An 18,922-nucleotide genomic window follows, 5' to 3' on the forward strand; every position below is an offset into this window, starting at 1 on the left:
CCCGTGCCCGGGTGATCCCGGAGGGGGCGGCGGACGAGCCTGCGAGTGCCGTGACAGCACGAGGCGTCCGGTGTCCGCGCGGTTGTGATCATCGGATGCCCGTTCGGCGACGTCAACGCCCGGCGGGCGGGACTGCCCCAACACGCAATACACGTTCCCGGCTCGGCCGTTCGGGTCCGCCGGGAACAATCCGGTGGCCGCGGAGCGCTCCTGTGGGCATACGGCCCCGGTCGCACGACCGGGGGACGGCTACCGCCGGGGAGACCCCCGGATCGGCGACGAAGGAGCGTGGAACCGATGGCGACGGTCGAGGACGAGCCGCTGCGCGGGGTGCAGGAGAACCGGGCCGACGACGCTCATCTCGTCACCGGCTGCGGCCGCAGGATCGAGGTGCGCAGCCTGCGCCTGGGCCGGCCGGACCGGTCCGTCCACCGCATCGCGCTGGCCATCGGAGAGGACTGCGGCGGCGTCCCCGGCACCTGGGCCGCGCTCAGCCCCGACGAGGCGCACGCCCTGGCCTCCCTGCTGCTCCGGCAGGCCGCCGTCACCGGATCTCCGGCCGACGCCACGCCGGTACGGAACTGAACCCGCCGCGGGCCCGGTCGGGCCCCAGGGGCGTCACGTCTCGGCGCGCTGGGTGATGTCGGCCTCCGTACGGTCGCCCAGGAACTCGTACCACCGGCGCTCCAGGCACACGTACCGCACGTCGGCCTCGACGAGGCTGAGGAATCCGGACACCGTCTCGGCGAGCCGCTCCTGGAGCCCGGCGTCCGTCAGCCGCCCGTCCGCGGTGAAGGCCTGGTGGCCCGCGGCCAGGCTGAACATGTCGGGATAGACGCGGGTGCCCAGGTGCTCCAGGGGCACCCGCAGCGCCCACAGCCCGCGGTTGCCGCCCACCAGGGACGGCGACGCCGACACGAGCAGGGCGTGCTTGGTCTTGAACGGCTGCGGCCGGATGCGGGACACCCAGTCGATCGCGTTCTTCAGCAGGCCCGGCACGGAGGCGTTGTACTCCGGCGAGGCGATGACGAAGGCGTCGCTGCGGTCGAGCCGGTCGTGCAGCGCGAGCGCGCCCGGCGGCAGCCCCTCGGCCTCCTCCATGTCGCCGTCGTACAGCGGCATGCCGAATTCGCGCAGGGTGGCGAGGTCGACGTCGGCACCGCTGTCGGCCATGAGGTCCCGCACCAGGGAGGCGAGCCGGGCGTTGAGCGACCCGGCCCGCACGGACGCACCGAGCACCAGCACACGCAGCGGACCGGGGGGCTGGTCGGTGGTCATGGGGAGTCCTTCCTTCACGGGCGTACGGGTCGGCGAGTCGCCTTGGGACGAGTGTCATCGGACACGGGCCTCCGTGCGACCCGCGGGCGGTGACCGGGGCGGCCGCGGCATCCGGCCAAGGACAAGTTCACGGCCGCCCCGTTACACCTCCCGCACGCATCCTGAGGTGGGAAGCACCGGAAGTATGACCGCCCGGCGGGAGGCACGACGACGCACGGCCGTCCCGCCCCGCCCTCGGCCCTGACCGCCCTCGGGTCTGGTTTCTGCAGGTCAGAGCGGTTCCGGCAGCTGTACTCGACCGTCCTGGCCCGCCTGGCACTCCACAGGACCCTGCCCTGTCGGGCAGCCGTCCTGCCCCGGTGCCGAAGGGTGGACGGCGCCGATCGGGTCACGCTGTCGTACGGCCGGTTCCGCGGCGGTCGGGCGGTGAGTCCGCCGGCTCCGTCCGTGGCCCCGTCATACGGTGGCGTCGGCCGGAGACGATGGTTTCGGCGGCTGCCCGGCCGAGGTCGCGACTGTGGGTGTAGCCGCCCTCGGCCGCCATGAGTCGGACCACGTTCTCGATGGCCTGGCCGAGCTCGGGCGTGTAGCGGTCGTCGCCCTGACCGGTGAGGACGTCGGCGACCGTTCTGACGGCTTCGGCGAGTGCCCGGCCGTGCGCGTCCCCACGCTGTTCGAGCGCGTCGGCGACGTGGCCGATCCGCTCGTCGAGCCGCCGGCCGGGTCGCGCCAGGGCGATCAGTTCGGCGTGTGCCTCACGGAGGGTGTGCTCGTCGGCCTGCCGCGCGGTGTCCTGGAGCTGCCGGTGGTCGGAGTGACGCTCCGCCGGTGACGCGGTGGGTGCCGAAGGGCCGGGCTGGTCGCCCGTCGTTCCGTCGGCCCCGTCGTGCACTGCGGAGAACGGGGCTCTCGACGGTGTGTCGTCGGTGCGCGTTGACGCCACGTCGTCGTGCCGCTGCCGCCACCCCTCGACCAGTCGGTCCATGAAGGCGGCGCGCAACGGGGCGTGTTCCCTGAGGCGTTCGTTGTCGGTGAAGTACACCATCGCGGTCTCCGCGAGATCCTCGTCCGAGTTCGTCTCGCCGTACTCCGTGATCGGCCGTTCCTTGAGGAAGAAGTTCCGCGGCTTCCCGTCCGCGGTCCACGTGCCGACTTCCCGGGCGAACCAGTCCAGCTCATCACCGAGTTCTCCCGCGATACGGGCCGCGGCGCCGGCGGCGTGCTCGTCCGGCCGCTTGACGATCATGCCGGGTCGGCGTTCTTCCAGGGCCGTCATCGCCGCCGCATGCCGAGGTGATTTCTGCTCCAGTGCCGCAGGGTTCTGGATGTGGTGGGCGATGGCGTACTTGAAGTCGTCCGCCGGCGTGTGTTTGAACTTGGTGGGCCTTTGGGACCCGGTCCAGAACTCGTTCTCGAATTCGCCGAGGGCGTATGCGAGCAGCCCGTGGGACAGTTCGTGTGTCACGGTCTGCTCCACGCGATTCACCTCGCGGTGCGCCATCGCGTAGATGTTGAAGATCTTGTGCGACGCGATGTACTGGCCGGCGGCCTGGAAGAAGATCTCCCTGTTCTTGATCGCCAAGTTGACGGAAGCGACGGTGTTGATCTCCTGTTCGACACCGCCTCGGCTTGAAACCTCCCGGTGCTTCCCGAGAATCGGCTTGTAGTGCTGCAAGCCGGCGTTCATCTCCCGCAGTGCGCGCACCGGCCATTTCGTGCCCTTGATCAGACTGTGGACCTTGGGATCGGCGTTCCTGTTGCTTTCCGTGACCGCCCTGACTCCCGCGCTCTCGTCGAACTTGATCCCGAACTCGTCGGTGATCCGGTCCTTCAACTGCTGACGCTCGATCTCCTCTTCCGCCTCGGCCACGGAGGGCTCCGGACGCCTCCCGTCCTCCGACGGACCACCGGCGTCGCCTCCCCGCCCGGTCACGACCGAGAACGGTGCTCGTGGGCCCCTCCGGTCACCGACGCCGGGGAAAGAACGGGAGGGCCCGGCCGATGCCTCGGGGCGAGGGGAAGACAGCGGGCGTAGTGACCCCGTCGACGTCGGTGGGTGATGGGGCCGAGCCGCGGTGACCGGGGGTGCCGGGAGCGGACGCTGGGACCGGATGATCGCTTGAGCGGAGGTGATGGCCTTTTCCAGGGAATCCGGCAGAGGTCTCCTGCCGGCTTCTTGCCGGCCCATGGCGATCAGGCCCCTGAGCCGTGCCAGGGCGATCTCGTCGAGAGGTGTGGCGTGGAGGGCTCTGCCGTTCAATGATCTGGCCAGGGCGATCACGTCATGGCGGTCGACCGCCGCCGGATCGGACGGGGCCGTGTGTTCGCTTCCGCGGAGGGCCAGTTGGAACAACGGGGCTGTGCTGGAGACGAGTTGGTCGCGCAGGACCCGTCTGATCGTTTCCCCGGGCGTGTTCGACGCGGCCCGCGCCACGTCCTCGTCGAAGCTCGACTGCGCGGTGGTCGAGATCTCGTGGAAACTGACGGAGCGTTCGGCCGCGCTCATGGTGCCGCCGTGGGCGCCGAACTGTCTCAGTTCCAGGAGCGCGAGGGGAACTCCCGAGATCTTCTCCAGGGTCTCGTACTTGTCCCGGGCCATACCCACGCCGACGAATTGGCTGACCGGCTGCCCGAATTCCGTCCTGCCGTTGATCGCGTAGGACAGGTAGTCACCCACGTCGTGGTTTCCGGCCAACACCTTCTCAAGGATGTCATTCGGCTTCGGCCGTTGACGGCCGTTCGCCTCGAAGACGTCGCCCAGCCTGGCGGTGAAAAGGTCGCGAATCCTGTCGAAATTATTTCGGAGGAACGCCCTGCCGGCCGGGTGCAGTGCCGCCCTGATTTCACCGAGGGGATTTCTGGATGCCGCAGGCAGCCGGTTCTTCACAAGGGAATTAGGGCGGAACTCGTCCCTGAAGGGCGTCGCGGACACGTGGTTGAAGGTCAGCCATCCGAAACCCCATATCTCCCGAACCTGTGGAAGTCCGGTGAGAAGATGGACCGCCTCGGATCCTACCTGTTGCCCGTAGTGGTATTCCACGAACCATCGCGCCAGAGTTCCGCCGAATTCTCGCGAGGCGGCGAAGAGTGCCGCTTCGGACATTCCCTGTCCTCGGGATTCGACCAGGTGGAGCATGGGGAGGAGCCCGTGGACCGGCACGCCGACCGTGAACTGGGTGTACGGCGACGGGCGGTCCACGCCCAGAGGCGCCGGGTGGATCAGGCGTCCCTCAAATTTTGGATCGACCTGCCATCCGTCTTCCGGACGGAGAATGGTGCTCAGAGGTGCGGGACTTTCGACGCTCACCTGACCGTGGGTGCGATTGGTCAGGTCGATGAACGACCCGGGATTCAGGGTGCGCTGTTCGCCGGCATGTATGGCCGCGGGGCTCGGAATGAATTCCGGAATGTAGTATTCGACCGGTTCGGGGGATCTGTGCCCCTGGGAGAATGCGTCGTCGGCGTCGAGGAAGAGTGAGTCCCCGCCTTTCCAGAAGGTTTGTGTATCGACCCTGATCTCGGTTCCCGACGCGTGTGTCGCGACGAGATCGTTGTAGCGAATTCCGGATTGGTTCGACCTGCCGAGGTGTTGATAAAATTCGACCTCAACCGAGATGGCGCCGTAGCGGTGCACGACCGAGCGGTCGGTGAGCGTGCTCGCGAGGCTGGACGACTCCACGAGGTGGGTGAGGGCGTCATCAAGGACGCGAGCCTCGTGGCTGACGACGATCGCCCGTGCTTCGGCGGACGCGATGACAGGGGGCTCGGAACTGATGCGGCGGTCAAAGGATTGCAGGTTGAGCCACACCACCCTGCTCTTCCCCGCCTCGTGGTCGGCGGGGAGCGCGTAGGCGGCGACGGCGTGTCCTGCTCGGTCGGGGCGTCGTACGAGTACCAGAGCCGTGCTGCCCGGCCCCGCGTCCGTGACCGCGGCTGCGACCGTGCGCAGCGAGTCGACCGTCTTCCAGTTCCCGAGAACGAGTGAGCTCTCCGCCGGACGGACACCAAAATCCATGTCGGTCACCGAGGAGTCCGCCGGGGCGATTCCCTGGGGGAACAGCTTCCCTGCCAGCGTGCGCAGCAGCTCCCAGCATTCCTGTTGCGACAGCGTCTCCTCGGCGATCGCTCCTGCGGTCTTCCGGTCCTCGAAGTCGGCCAGAGCGGAGTCGACCGCCCTCCTCAGCCCTGGTCCGTCCCACACCCGAGGACGCCGCGGGCCCACCATCCCCCTGACCTTCGCGGCCAGGGCTGTCTCCCCGCCGCTCGGCTCCCGATGAGTGTGTCCCTGCCACCAGGTGTCGAAGAGATCCCCGAGTCCGGCCTTCGACCCGCTGGACGTCAGCTTCTCGTGCAGGCCCTGGATCGCCAGGTCCCGCTCGGCCGCGGACCGCACGGTGTCCCGGTCGGGGCCCGTGGTGGCGTCGGACGGCGTGAGGTGCTTCAGGACGCGGTGGAAATGTCCGTCGAGCAGGATCCGCGCACTGTCGGCCGCTTGCTCGTCCCGGTCGCGTCCGGCGGCGGTCGGCGGGTTCTCGGCGGCCGGGGCACGACGTGCCGCCGGCACTGCCTCTCTGCTCGCGAGGTCGCGGGCCCTCGCCAGCGAGGCGATCTCGTCGATGTTCAGGTCCTTGCCGGCGAGCTGCTCCCGGATCAGGGCGGTCAGAGGTCCGTGCAGGCCGGGTGTCCGTACCGGGTAGACGGACGGATCGCGCAGGGCGCGGTCAGGCCCCGCACCACTGCCGGCTGCGGTGCGGCCGGCGGCAGCCGGCCGGTCGAGTGTGTTGTCGCTTTCCGGGGTCAGGGTGCGCAGGCTCAGGATCCAGTCGACGAGCCTGGGCTCGAACAGGACGGCTGTCTCGTCGCCCTCCAGGCTGGGGCGGATCCTGCCGTGCTCGTCGAGTGACCTCACGCCGAGGGTGTCACGCGCATAGCTGTTCAGGAGGGGATGCGAACCGGCCGGGAGATAACTGGTCTCCTGCAGGAGCCCCGGTCCCGATATGTTTCCGGCGGACTCCTTGAGCATCGTCGTGAGCTGCCCTTGGAAGGGCGTGATGTCGGACTGGCCCAGACGGCCGCGGAAGTCGTCCATGAATCGTCCGTAGCGAAGGACCATGCCGTCCAGCGCCTGCCGGGCGAAGACGGAACCGCTCGGGAAGACGATGACGTTGGTGTTGAGGCTGCCCGTCTCGTACAGGTGCCGCCCGGCCCAGTGGAGTTGCCGGTCGAAATCCTCTGTGCGCCCGTCCAGTCCCGCCGACACGAGGGCTCGGCCGAGCGAGTCGAAGGTCCGCAGCCGCGGTGCGAAGACCGGTACGTCGGCCGGATGCGTGGTGACGTGTTCCAGCAGGCGCAGGTCGGCGTTGCCCGGTGCGATGTCGACGTCCAGGTAGACGCCGCCGCCCTCCTCGGGATCGCTGAAGATGCCGTAACGGACCAGATCGGACACGATGTTGTGGACCCCGGAGGCTCTCAGCTGCTCGTACATCCGGGACGCGGATTCACCGCCGTGCCGCGAGATGACGTTCCCGCTGTCCGTGCGCACCGCGACCTTCTGGAGCAGCCGCTCCCGTACGTCCGAGGGCCACTGCCCGAAGGTCTCGTCGGTCCACAGGTGCAGCCGCCATCCCCGGGCATCGGCCTTCGCGGCCCAGGCGTCGATGTTGGCCAGCGCTTCGTCCGTGGGACGTTTCCCCGCCCAGTACATGTGGATCTTCTTGGGCAACGCCAGCTGGTTGCCGAGGCCACGGCTGTCCTGCACAAACTGCCGCATCTGGCGGAACTCCTCGGCGTGGCCCGCCCTTTGCAGCCTGTGCAGCAACAGGCGCACGGGCGCCAGGTTCCCCTGCCGCGTCCATGACCCGACGAACGCACGCATGTCGTTCGCGTCGCGGAGGTTCAGGGGCCTGCCGTCGGGACTCTGCAGGCGCAGTGTGTTGTCGAAGCCCTGCTTGGCCAGGACGACCCTGGCCACACGGAGGTGTTCGCCCCGCAGCCGCTCACCGGAACGGACGAGTCGCTCCGCCAGATGACGTGCCTGGTCGCCCCGTCCGGCGGTCGTCAGCTCGGCGGTCAGGTGATGTACGAGCCTGGTGACGACCTGCCGGGTCCTGCGGCCCGCCGTGGTGTCGGCACGGTCGTCGGCGATCCGGTTGGCCGGGTCGGACACGGCGGGCAGGCCGGCGGTCCTCCGGCGCAGGGCCGCGTAGCCGTTCGCGCTCGCCTCGACGCTGATCCTCACCGTGTCCAGACCGTCCGGCGACGCCAGGCGGGTCACCTGCCGGGCGAGAGCCCGGAGGCCGGTGTCGGAGGCCGCGTCGACGTCGACCGCCCGCTCGGCGAACGGCACCTCCAACGCCGCCACCGTCTCGGGCCGTGCCGGCCCGGCGAGCGGCGCGAGCAGAGGGGACCGCATCGCTCGCGGGGTGTCGTCCAGCAGCCGCTGCACGTTCATGCGGACCCGGAAACTGCTCGCTCCGTAGGCGTCGAGGCGTTCGTCGGCCAGCTGCTGGACCGACCGTCTGAGCGCGGCTTCGACGCGCCCGTGCTCCGCCGCACCGGAGTCCGTGAACGCACGGGCCCGGACGAACTCGGCTCCGCGGGCGCTCACCAGGTCGCTGAGCCGGGCGAACCCTTCCGGCCCGCCCTCGCGCGCGGCCGCGTCGACCGCGTCCCGGATCACGTCGTCCAGGGACGCCGTGGGCAGCCCGTCGATCACGGTCGAGGTGGTGTCCGGGCCGAGGTGGGAGATCTTCAGGGTGACCGCGTCCGCCGGCCGGTCCGAGGGGTGGACGCGCACCGCGGGTGCCGTGGCGGTGCCGGCGACGGCCACGGTGAAGTGGGCCCCGCGCAGGGCCGCTTCGACCTGTTCTCGGACGGCCCGGAGGTCGGCGTCGCGGGCGACGCGCAGGTCGATCTCGCCGGGGCGCCTGCCGACGCCCGCCCCGTGCAGGTGCAGCGCGAGATCGCCGCTCACCACATGCCCTGCCTCCGGGCCCAGGGACTCGACGGCGACATGAACGGCCCGCCAGGTCGCGGGACTGGGATCTCCCGGGCCGCCGGACTTGTGCCACCAGGAGTAGAAGAGGTCGTCGACACGCTCCTCGGGGCGGTACGACGCGAACGCCCTGTGCAGTCTCCGGACCGCGGGGTCGGCCGCCGCGGCGGCCGCGGCCCTGTTCAGTTCCCCGCTTCCCACCGAGGACGCGGCCGACAGCTCGCGCACATGGCGGGTGAAGTGTTCCTCGATGGACCTGCGCAGCCCGTTGACCATGCTGTCGCCGGTGTCGGCCATGGCCACGACGACGTCGTGGCCGCCGGCCGGAGAACCGGAGGGCCGGTGGGCGGCGGCCGGCCGCTCCCGCACGGCCCCGTCCCGGCCGCCGCCCGCCGTGTCCTCGGGAGCGGGGGCCGACGCGGGACGGAGATCGCCCGCGCCGTCGCGGACCACGCCCGGGATGCCGAGCAGTCTGTCGACGCCGGGGAACTCCTCACCCGGGACGAACAGGCTTCCGTGCACGTTGACGGCGCGCACCGGCCCCCGGTACATGCCCACGTGGGCCTGGCCCAGCTCCACCACGTAACGGCTGCCCGGCGGCGCGTCGAGCCGGTCGCCGCGGATCAGGCCCGCCGTGTAGGTGTTCATGGCCGCCACGCGATGGTAGAGGCGGTCACCGTGAGGCTGTCCCGGGCCGGGGACGCGCGGCATCCGCGCCGGCCGGCCGTCCACGCCGACGACACGGACGCGGTGTCGGTGAGCCGCCTCCAGCAGGGCCCGCATCCCGTTGTCCTTGAAGTTCATGGAGGCGTCGTAACGGCGGACGAACTCCGCGAGAGGACCCGGCATCCGCGCTTCGGGATCACCGAGGTAGTGCTCCAGATGCTGCCCGTAACCGTCCTGGCGAATGCTCTCCAGGTAGATGGTGTGCAGGCGCAGTTCCGCCATGTTCTCGGTCAGGAACGACCAGATCGACGTCTCCTTGTGGTTGCCTCCCATCGCCACACCGTTGTACGACTGCAGCAGCTTCTCCATGGTCCCGAGCCGGCCGTCCCCCTCGGCGATCGCGGCTCTCACCTGCGCCGCACGCGCCGACTCGAGTGTCTTCGGCTGAGCGCTGTACTCGCCCAGCGCGCCGCGGACGGCGACACCCAGCATGCCGTCCCGCTGGTCCTGGACCTGCCAGTACCCGGCCGTCTGCGGGTCGCGGCGCCCCAGCCGCTCCAGTACCTCGGCGTTGCTCGCGACGCTCCCCGGGTCGAAGCCCGCCACCGTACGGCCCGCGTCCGCGAAGGCCCTGGAACGAAGTCCGTCGGTCTCCAGGAACGTCTGCGGATCCAACGAGGTCTCCAGGCGCTCCTTGGAGGCGTCGTTCCGGATGCTCTCCGGGATGGTCCGCCACCGGCCCTCGGACAGCTGATTCGGCGTCCGCTCCTGCCAGCTGCTCTCGCGAGGTCCGCGAAGCCGTACCGACGGCTGTCCCGTCGGATGCGCGTACAGGACGTCGTTGCGTCCCGCCGTCGCGAGCAGCGCCGCCAGCCGGGACCGTGCGGCCGGAGCCGGAGCCGGAGCCGGAGCCGGAGCCGGAGCCGGAGTCAGGGCGGGGGGTTCGTCCGCGGGGCCGCCGTCCTGGTCGCCCTCCGCGGCGTGATCGTCACTCGGGGGACCGTCGGGCCGGACGGGCGTCGGGGGCCTGGCGTCGTCCGGGTCCGGCGACGGTCCCTGGGGGCGCCGGGCCGTGGTCTCGGTGTCGTGGGGACGCGGGTCCGGAAGCGGGCCTTCGCCGGACACGGGCGACGCGGGCGCCTCGGCCTCGGTGGTGTCGACGGCACGCCACACCAGGGCGTGACCGTCGACCGGCTCGGAGGCTCCGTTGGGGTTACGGACGGTGAACCGGACCGGCAGCCGTACCAGGGCGACCGTTCCGGTGATGTCCGCCCGGCCCGGTACCGGTGCGTCCGTACCGCCCGGAAGCGTCAGAGGCGTGAGACCCCGCCGCGGTGCGCCGGGGGCCATGGTCACCGGTTCGGCCGAGTCGGTCAGCCGGTCGCGGCTGAAGCGGGGAGAGGAATTCACGGGCACCCAGACCAGCGGCTTGTCCGTGAGAACCGCGAAGTTGACGGGACTGACCGACCAGCCCGTGCCGCGAACGTTGCTGGTCGAGGACTCGGCTTCACGGGAGACGGTGAGAACGTCGGTCGCCTCGCGGCGGCTGATCTCCACTCCGGGACCGAGGGCTTCCACCGTCAACTCCACCTGCGTACCGGGAATCCGGTAGCCACCCGCCTTGAGCTGGTCGAAGTGCGCGTTCAGATGGGAGAGTCCGCTGCGGACCGCGGAACGTTCCTCGACGGACAGCGACTGCTCCAGGCGCAGAGGATGGTCCGCGGCGAGCCGGCCGTCGGCGCCGAACGACGCGTAGAACGCGGTCGCGTGGTCGATGAGCGGTTGCAGCGGGCTCCTTCGCGCGACCGCAGCGACCATGCCGGCGCCCTGCGCGAGAGCGTGCGAGGAGTACGCCCCGACCTGTCCGAGGAGGCCGGTCCCGCCCGGCCGCGCGGCGGCGTGCACCCGGAGAGCTCCTGCGAGCAGGTCGGCCGTGTTGTCGAAGTGCAGCAGGCTGTGTGCCGCATGCAGATCGGTCTGCGGGCCGCTGTGCCCGTCCGGCGCCCGGAGCTCGGCGAGTTCGATTCCGTCGCCCGGGACGGCCGCGGCGGAGTCGGCACCGTCCGGGGCGCGGTGGACGGGCACGTCGGGTACGGGCCTGGCCGACTCCTCCGCGGTGGTCAGGGCGTCCGGCACCAGGGTGACGGCCCTGCCGGCGGGCAGCACCGCGTTCGGCTCGGGCAGGTTGACGAACCGTCCCGTCTGGCTCTGCTCGGAGACCACGACCTCGAAACGCACCTCCGTCTCCCAGGCCGAGGCCGTGCCGCCGAATCCCGCGGTCTTCTGTGTCCTGGTCGTGGTCACGCCGGACTCGGCGCCGGTCTCCTGGCTGCGTTCCAGGCCGCCGCTCGCCAGCCAGAGGGCCGAGTTGAGATGCTCTCTTCCGGTCTGTACTCCGACGCGTCCCGCGACCTCGCCGCCTCGGGCCGTCTTGCGGCCGTTCTTGCCGGTGAACGTCTCGGTGACACTGGCGTCGTGGGTCAGGGACAGATCGGGGCGGGGGCCGGCGTCGGTCCAGTCGCCGGGGATGGCGCGAACCCAAGCCGTGGTGGTGACGGTTCCCCACCGGGTCGTCCGGACGACGGTCTCGGAGACGCCGGTGGTCGTCAGCTCCTGCCAGCGGGACGCCAGGTTGGCGGGGGAGAAGGCGTTGGCGAAGCGCAGCGCCGCGACCGGCACGCCGTCGTCCGGCCCGGTGCCCCGCGCCGCGTCCGCCTGCCGGATGCTCTGGCGCGCTATCTCGTGCAGGACGGGATCGGTGTCGGCGATCCACACCGGCCCGGTACCGATCAGGGGCGTCCTGCGCGGCGCGCCGTCGGCCGGGGACTCGGGCGGGCCGTCGAGACTGCCGTCCGCGCCGGGACGGGCCGGGGGCGTGCTGTCGGCCGTGGAGTCCGCACCGGACGGCGGGGGTGCCGGCACGTCGGCCGAGCCGTGGCTGCCCTGGCTTGCGGGACCGGACACCGGTGGGCTGTCGATCGTGCGGTCCGAGCCCGTGGACGCTTCGTGGATCCGGGCCACGTCCTCGTCGGAGAGCAGGACGAGCACGCGCGGCGAGTGGGTGACGGGGGCACCGAAGTGCGGGTCTCCGTCCCCGGAGCTGACCCGGCCGGTGATCCGCATGTCGGCCGTCGTCTCGTACACGTGCCAGGTCGTCGAGCGGGCGGACCACTTGTAGGAGTCCGTCGCCTTGTACTTGACCGTGTCGAGGTCGTCCCACTGTCCGCTGAGCTTGCCGCGGAAGCCGATGCGCTCCTGGCGGTTGGTGACCAGCGCTCCGGCCATGGTCTCCGGGGCATCGTTGAAGTCGGGGCCGAAGCTGCCGCCGACGGACTTGGACGTCTGCCCGGTGGCGGCGGTGGTGCTGCTCGACTTCACCTCCAGTTCCAGGGTGCCCTCGCCGGTGAGCGTTTCCAGGTACCGGAAGTCGCCCAGGCGGGTACGGACGGACAGCCCCACACGGTCCTTGCCCACGTACAGGTCGCTGGTGCTGAACCAGCCCTGACGAGAGCTGTCGACCAGGGCGGTGAGCTGAGCCTCCCCGGCGAAGTCGTGTACGGCCTTGGCGAGGCCGCTCACGTCCGCCTGCCGGCTGCTCCATGGCAGGAGACCGGTGCCGCGGGAGCGGTAGGCGCCGGCCAGCGCGTCCGTCGCCCGGCCCGTGAAATCGCCCTCGTCGACACCGAGGATCCTGTGCGTCGCCGGCAGGTCCGGGATCGTGAGGCGGCCGGGCGGCGGCGACGCCGGTGGCGCCGGACGCCGTACCTCGACCCGGAGGCGTTCATGGCCGTCGAGACGGATCGGCTGCTCCGGGGCGTTCGCGTCGTGCCGGTCGCCGCCGGGAAGGACTCCCGGAGCGTCGCCCTCGTGGTGCGGGCGCACCATGACGCTGTACGTCACCTCGAAGCCGAAGACGTCGGCCTCGCCCGTGTGCCGGAACTCCCGGACGAGCTGGGTCTCCGTGCCGACGGCCGTGTGGTCGGCCGCCGCGTACGACAGGTCGATGCTGCCCGGGACCATCACGCGTACGGTGTCGTCCGGGATCAGCCCCTGGCGCGACATCGCGGAGACGTTCCCCGTGTGCTTGCCCTCCCGCATGACGGTTCTGGTGCTGCTGCTGGTGGAACTCGCCTTCCTTGACGCGGTCGACAGGACGGAACCTTCGTCGGACCCTCGGCCGAGGTGGGCACGGACCACCACCTCATGGGCCTGGCCGGGCGAGCCGATGACGGTGCGGTAGCGCCCGTTCAGCAGGTCCCGGCCGTTGCCTGCCAGGGCGGAGGGGGACAGGAACTCCCGGAGCGCCGCTCGGTTCCGCAGTGCCTCCCGGCTGATGCCGGTGGCCGTGTCGCCGTCGGGAGGCAGAAGCCTCTCGTCCAGGTCGCGCAGGCGGCGGGTGATGACGTCCTCAAGGGGCCGCGAGCCGGGAACGTCAAGGAACGCGGTGCGGTGGGCGACCAGTGGATCACGCAGGTCCGGAGCCGCGGGCCGCGGAACCGGGATGTCCCCGCCTTCCTGGTCCGGACGGTCGGCTCCTTCCTGGTCCGGGCGTTCGGCCCGGGCAGCGGGAACGGTGTCCGAGGGATGGTGGTGCCGCACCTGGACGATCGTGCCGTCCAACGGCGACGGCGGGCTCTCCGGATCGGTGGCCGCCCGGCGATTCCCCCACCCCAGGTTCAGCTCCCCCGACCAGTGGTCCGGGTTCGTCAGCCGTATCAGCCGCACCTCGAAGCGCACCGGAGTGACGAGCAGATCGTGTCTGCCCTCGTGCTCGACGCTGTCCTCCAGGGTGGCGCTCTGCTTGAGGTGGGTCATGGGCAGCAGGCTGGAACCGTAGGTGTATCCGCCCGTGATCTGGAGCCAGTTGGACTGCCCGGCCGAGGGGCTCTTCCACACCTGGAAGGAGGGTCCGCCGCTGACGCCCGCGGACCAGCCGGAGATGTCGATACGGCCGTCGGCGCGTTCCACGGTGGTCTTGCTGCCGAAGGTCTGTCTGTCGGCGACGGTGCCGTCGACGACCGGGTCGCCGTTGCGCAGCACGCGGAGTTCGAGCCGGGCCCGGTGGCCGCTGCGCAGCGTGAGCTCCTTGGAGGTGAGGTGCCCGCCCGTCGACGTGGTGTCGAGACGGCTGACGACGTTCCGCGGGCTGAGGAACTCGCGGACGTCCTTGCGGACGGTGCCGTACCGGGCCTCCGCGGGAGTGAGGAGACCGTCGAGCACGCGGTCACGGACGGCGCCCAGGCCCGTGACGTCGAGCGGCCGCCCCGCGAGGAGCCCGGGACGGACCTCCGGTCGGCCCTCCCCGTCCGGCTCGACGTGCGCGATCTCCGCCGTGACGTCGTGGGCGATCGGACTGGTGTCCCGCGGCGTCAGCTGACCGGCGGGGCCGTGGACGGTGACGTCGTAGTGGAAGGCCGAGCGGTAGGTGCCCACGGGGCCGGTGAACGTGGTCTTCGCGGTCACCTCGGTGGTTCTGTTCACCGAGGTGTCGGACAGGTGCAGGGCTCCGAGGGCCTTGCCGGAGAGCGTCGCCAGACCGAGCAGCGGGCGCACGGGATCGGGATCGATCGAGGTGGCGCCTGCGTCCAACCCCCACTTGGAGGTCATGCGGGTTGTTTTGTCGGGCGTTGCGGCGTGTGTGGACGTGGCGGTGTGCTCGAATCCGTCGCCGCTGTCCGGGCTCCGCAGCGGCGGGTCGGCCACCGGGTGCCAGCCCTGAGGACGGGCCGTGACGACCACGTCGTACGGCACCTGCCCGGCCCATATCCGGAAGTTCCAGCCGTCGATGATCTCCTTGTGCTTGCCGGGGAGCCGGACCTCGTTCAACTCCGCGTCCAGGGCGAGGAGAGTCCGCTGATCGTCCCGGCGGCTCGCCGGGAGGGTCTGGAGGATCCGTCCCCGCAGATCGGCCGCCATCTGCGACCAGGGAGCGTCGACCACCTTGATTCCGGCCAGGGAGCGCAGGTGCCGGCCGCCCGGACCGGTCGGCGCCGGGTCGGGCTCGGGCGGTCCGGCCCCGGCATCGGGTTCGGCGACGGGATGCGCGAGCGGCGGCGATTCGTGGCCCGCGGAAGGCTCGGCGACGGTGCGGTGCGGCGCCGCTGACTCGTCGGGGTGCCCGCCCGGCTCCGACGGTGTCGCGGGCAGGCGCGGAGGGACGGTGGTGCCGTGGAAGACGGACTCCACGCCGTCGGACATCGCGAGGAACTCGTTCTCGTGGTCGTACAGGAAGAGGGTGTGTTCGCCCTCGTTCGCGATCGGCGCCCTGCTCTGGAGGTACGTTCCGAAGACCTGGTGCAGGGGGATCTCCTGCGAGGTGACCCAGAACGGTCCGAGGGTGTGGTCGGTGCCGTCGGGGTCCTTGTACGGTTCCAGCAGGCTGTAGGAATCCGCGGGCCCGCGTCGCAGGGTGAGCGTGTCGCCTGCGTCCGGGGTGCGGCCGCCGTTGGCGTCGTCCACCAGGGACCGCCTGTCCAGGCGCAGGAGCTGGACGATGCCTCGCTGCGGGTCGACGTTCGGCATCTTCACCCGGGTCAGGATCGCGTGGGTGAAGGCGTGCTGAGCCGCGATGCTCCGCACGTAACTCGGGGCCATGTCCAACACCGCAAAGTTGTCCGGGGCGAAGGTTTGTGTCAGACCCCGGATGTCGAGTCGGGGCATGTAGAAGGACTCGGAATTCCTCGCCGGACGGAAATGGCTCACCAATACCTTGAAGCGTTGTGCCTCGGTGTGGTTGGAGCCGGATGACTGACCGACGGCCCAGTTCGCCAGCCAGTCGCTGTCGCCGCCGTTCTCGTCCAGCCAGGCGTGGAACCGCTCCGACACCCCGCCGGGCGCGCGCAGTGAACCGCCGATCGGGCCCGCCGGATCACCCGGGGCGACCAGGGCGTGCGGCGTCCTGGCGTTCTCGTCGCTTTCGGGCGGGAGGTTCCAACGGTCGTTGACGACCAGCTCGTTCGGCAGTGCGTCCAGGATGCCGCTCTCGTCCAGCAGCATCTGCACGTGCAGGAACTCGCTGCGGTACTCGGGCCGCCAGTGGTCGTTCGCCAGGGACGCCTCCGTCGTCAGCAGACGTTCGGCGCGGGTGTGTTCAGGACCACCGGGCGCCTCGGTGCGGACGGTGTGCTCGGCCCGCTCGACGATCAGCCGGAGCCGGTGCGCGGCCGCGTCCGCCACGGCCTCGTACGCCGTGTTCCGGTACTCCCAGGCCGGCCGGCCGACGTCGTCCTCCCTCGCGAGCTTTTCCGCCACCTCCTCGTGGGAGTAGGCCACCGGCAACGACCTGATCGTGTCGGCGGAACGCAACTCCGTGACGGCCAGCCCGAAGTCGACGAACCTCTCGTCCCCCCATAGGGTGCGCGCCTCGAACGGGCCCGCCGGCAGCGACTCCAGCAGGGGTACGACCGGTGCGGGCAAGGAAGTCTCGTCCTCCGCCGGCCGCTGCTCGTCGGCATCGGAGTGCTCGGTCCGGTGTTCGGGCGCGGGCGTCTCGTCGTGCCGCTCCGGTACGGCGTCGGAGCGGACCGGTGTCGTCTCGTGAGACCGCGTCGGCGCGTGGGCGGCGACGCGCGAGGCCGGGACCGCGTCGTTCTGCCTGGTCCACATCGGGTCCGAGTCCGCGTCCGAGCCCGCGTCGGAGTCCGAGTCGTCGTGGCTGAGCGGTGCTCGCCGCGCCTTGAGCGCTGCGGCGAGGTCCTGAGAGCGCGTGCCGTGCGGGCCCGTGGTCGTCGGCATGTCCTGCCCAGCGGTGCCGGGCGTCCGGAGCCGGGACGGTCCGGGTACCGGACCGGACCGGGAGCCGGAAGGGGCGTCCACGTGCTCGGCTTCGTGCGAGGCGGCTCCGCCCTTCATACGGACCCGGCCGCCGGTCAGGATCGTTTCCGCGGTGGCCTGACCCAGCTCCCTGACGTTGCGAAGGTCCTGGTGGGCGGCCAGCAGGTGGGCGACCCGGGCGATGGCGCCGTCGAAGTCGGCACTGTGACGGAGCCCCGATACGGCGGCCGCGGCGGCGGCCGCTTCGATCGACGCCCTGAGTTCGAGACGCTGAGGCAGTTCCAGCGGCCCCTGCTCGAACGCCTTCTTCGCCGCCGCCGTGATCGTGCGGTGGAGGTCGGTGTTGCCGGGGACGGGAGCGCCGCCGTGCAGCCCGATCAGTGAGTTGTACGTGTTCAGTACGACGAGTTTGTCGCGGACCGGATCCGGCGGGGTGTGGTCCGGCGGGATCGGAGGGGTGTGCTCGGACGGGACGGGAGGGGTGTGCTCGGGCGGGGGCGGCGGGGTGTCCGGGGTCGGCGGGAGGGCGCCATCGGAGGCGAGGGGGTCCGCCGTCGTGTGCGGCTCGGTGAAAAGCGTCTCGAAGCCGGGCAGACCGTGGTCGCCCGCTGCGGCTGCGGCCGTCGCGGTGGTCGTCGCGTGCCTGGACGCTGTGCGGGAGTCCGGGGTTTCCGCCTGGGGGCCGGTGGCCGTCCGGACGGGGGCGGAGGGGGAGGCGCCGGGTGCGGACGCGGTGGTTCTGGGGCCGTCGGAGCCGGTCGCGGGCCGGTTGAACGCCGCCGTTGCGCGGGCGTTCGGGGTGCCGGTTTCGGTGGTGGGTGCCGGGGAGGACACGGTGGTGCGGGGGGCGGCCGGTCCGGTGGCGGTGCCCGCGCCGGTCTGGGCGGGGGCGGTCTGGGTCTTGTCTCCGTAGGTGATGAGGCTGTGCAGGTCGAGGTCGCCGGTGACGGGGGCGTCGGCCAGGCTCCTGCCGGGCCAGCCCGGGGCGGTGGCGGTGTGCGGGGGGGTGGTGCCGGCCGTGGCCGGGGAGGTGTAGTCGCGGGCCGTGGTGAGTTCGTTGCCCGCTCGCGCGGAGCCCGAGAGCACGGCGGTCTTGATCGTGTCCAGACCCAGTGCCCGCCGCTCGGTCATCGCACCGGCCCGGCCCGCGTCCGCGTTCCTGCCCGCACCCGCTCCGGTGCCCGCGCCGCGCCCGCCGCCCGCCCCGGCCCCCGCGCTCCCTCGCGCACCCGCACCGGTGCCCGCGCCGGTTGCGGTGTCGGCGGAGGCGCCGAGACCGAGAGCGGCTCCCACGTCGATACCGGCCCCGGCGCCCGCCAGCAGAGCCGCCGTGAGCGCACTCATCGCCGGCAGACGCGGCATCTCCACATCGTTCAGCCGCACATACCCCTCATGAGAGGCACCGGAGAAGCGGAACTTGTGACCGCCCTCCAGACCTCCCAGGAAACCCGACGTGATCGCCGTACCGAACGAAGAGGTGTCACCGCCCCAGATCCCGTACGTGATGCCCTCGGTCACACCCCCCACCACCGCGCTCAGCACCAGCTTGCCGGCCAGCGACCCCGCGAACCTGGGCTTGAACTGACGCGCCGCCCCGAACGTCAGACCACCCACCGCGCCGCCGATCGCACCCGACTCGACCGCCGACACCGTCGCGTCCTTGTCCCACTGATGCCGGTGCCCCGCGATGAACTGGCCGACCTGCACCAGCACATCACTGACCTCGTTCAACGCGATGCCCATACCGATCGAGGTCAGCAGCTCCTTCAGCAACTGCCGCACCACGAACCGGCCCGCCGTCAACGTCGCCGCTGCGGCCTCGGGCAACCCGAACAGCAGAAAGTGCAGCACCTGGAGGAACACCAGGATCGCCTGCGTGATGATCATGGCCTTCGCGTACTCGACCTGCAGCGCGGTCTGCTCCGACAGATCGCTCATCTGCCCCGCCGACTGCGAGAGCCCCGGGACCATCCTCTCCATCTCCGAGACGAAGTCCCGGAACTCCTCCGCTATCCGGCCCCCCACGCTCTCCAGCACCCCGCTGCCGGAAGACCCCAGCTCGCCGCTCAGCACCTCCAGCTGCCGGGCACCCTCACTCCACGCAGAGGCCAACTGCCGGAGCCCCGTCTCACTCCCCTTCGGCCACTCCTGCCCGACGATGAACGACGCCACCGACGCCACCGCATCCGGCATCTGCAGATCGCCCATACG

The 18,922-nt window shown here is 71.1% G+C and carries 3 protein-coding genes; 1 reads left to right on the top strand and 2 read right to left on the bottom strand.

Features of this window, described 5'->3' with window-relative positions; translation table 11 throughout:
* Positions 1-297: 297 nt before the first annotated feature.
* A complete protein-coding gene (locus ACIQOE_RS18920) occupies positions 298-585 on the top strand; it encodes a hypothetical protein (RefSeq protein ID WP_351322106.1) in 288 nt (95 codons plus the stop codon).
* A gap of 33 nt (positions 586-618) precedes the next feature.
* Here ACIQOE_RS18920 and ACIQOE_RS18925 read toward each other — a convergent pair whose 3' ends face one another.
* Together ACIQOE_RS18925 and ACIQOE_RS18930 are read right to left on the bottom strand one after the other, a co-directional pair.
* Complete coding sequence (locus ACIQOE_RS18925) at positions 619-1,278, bottom strand: NAD(P)H-dependent oxidoreductase (protein ID WP_365556361.1); 660 nt, start codon at positions 1,276-1,278, stop codon at positions 619-621.
* Between the two features lie 388 nt (positions 1,279-1,666).
* Positions 1,667-18,919 (bottom strand): hypothetical protein, encoded by a 17,253-nt coding sequence (locus ACIQOE_RS18930; protein ID WP_401412463.1) that lies wholly within the window; start codon positions 18,917-18,919, stop codon positions 1,667-1,669.
* Between the last annotated feature and the right edge of the window lie 3 nt (positions 18,920-18,922).

This window comes from Streptomyces sp. NPDC091282 (genome assembly GCF_044757385.1).
GTDB classification, from domain to species: domain Bacteria; phylum Actinomycetota; class Actinomycetes; order Streptomycetales; family Streptomycetaceae; genus Streptomyces; species Streptomyces gramineus.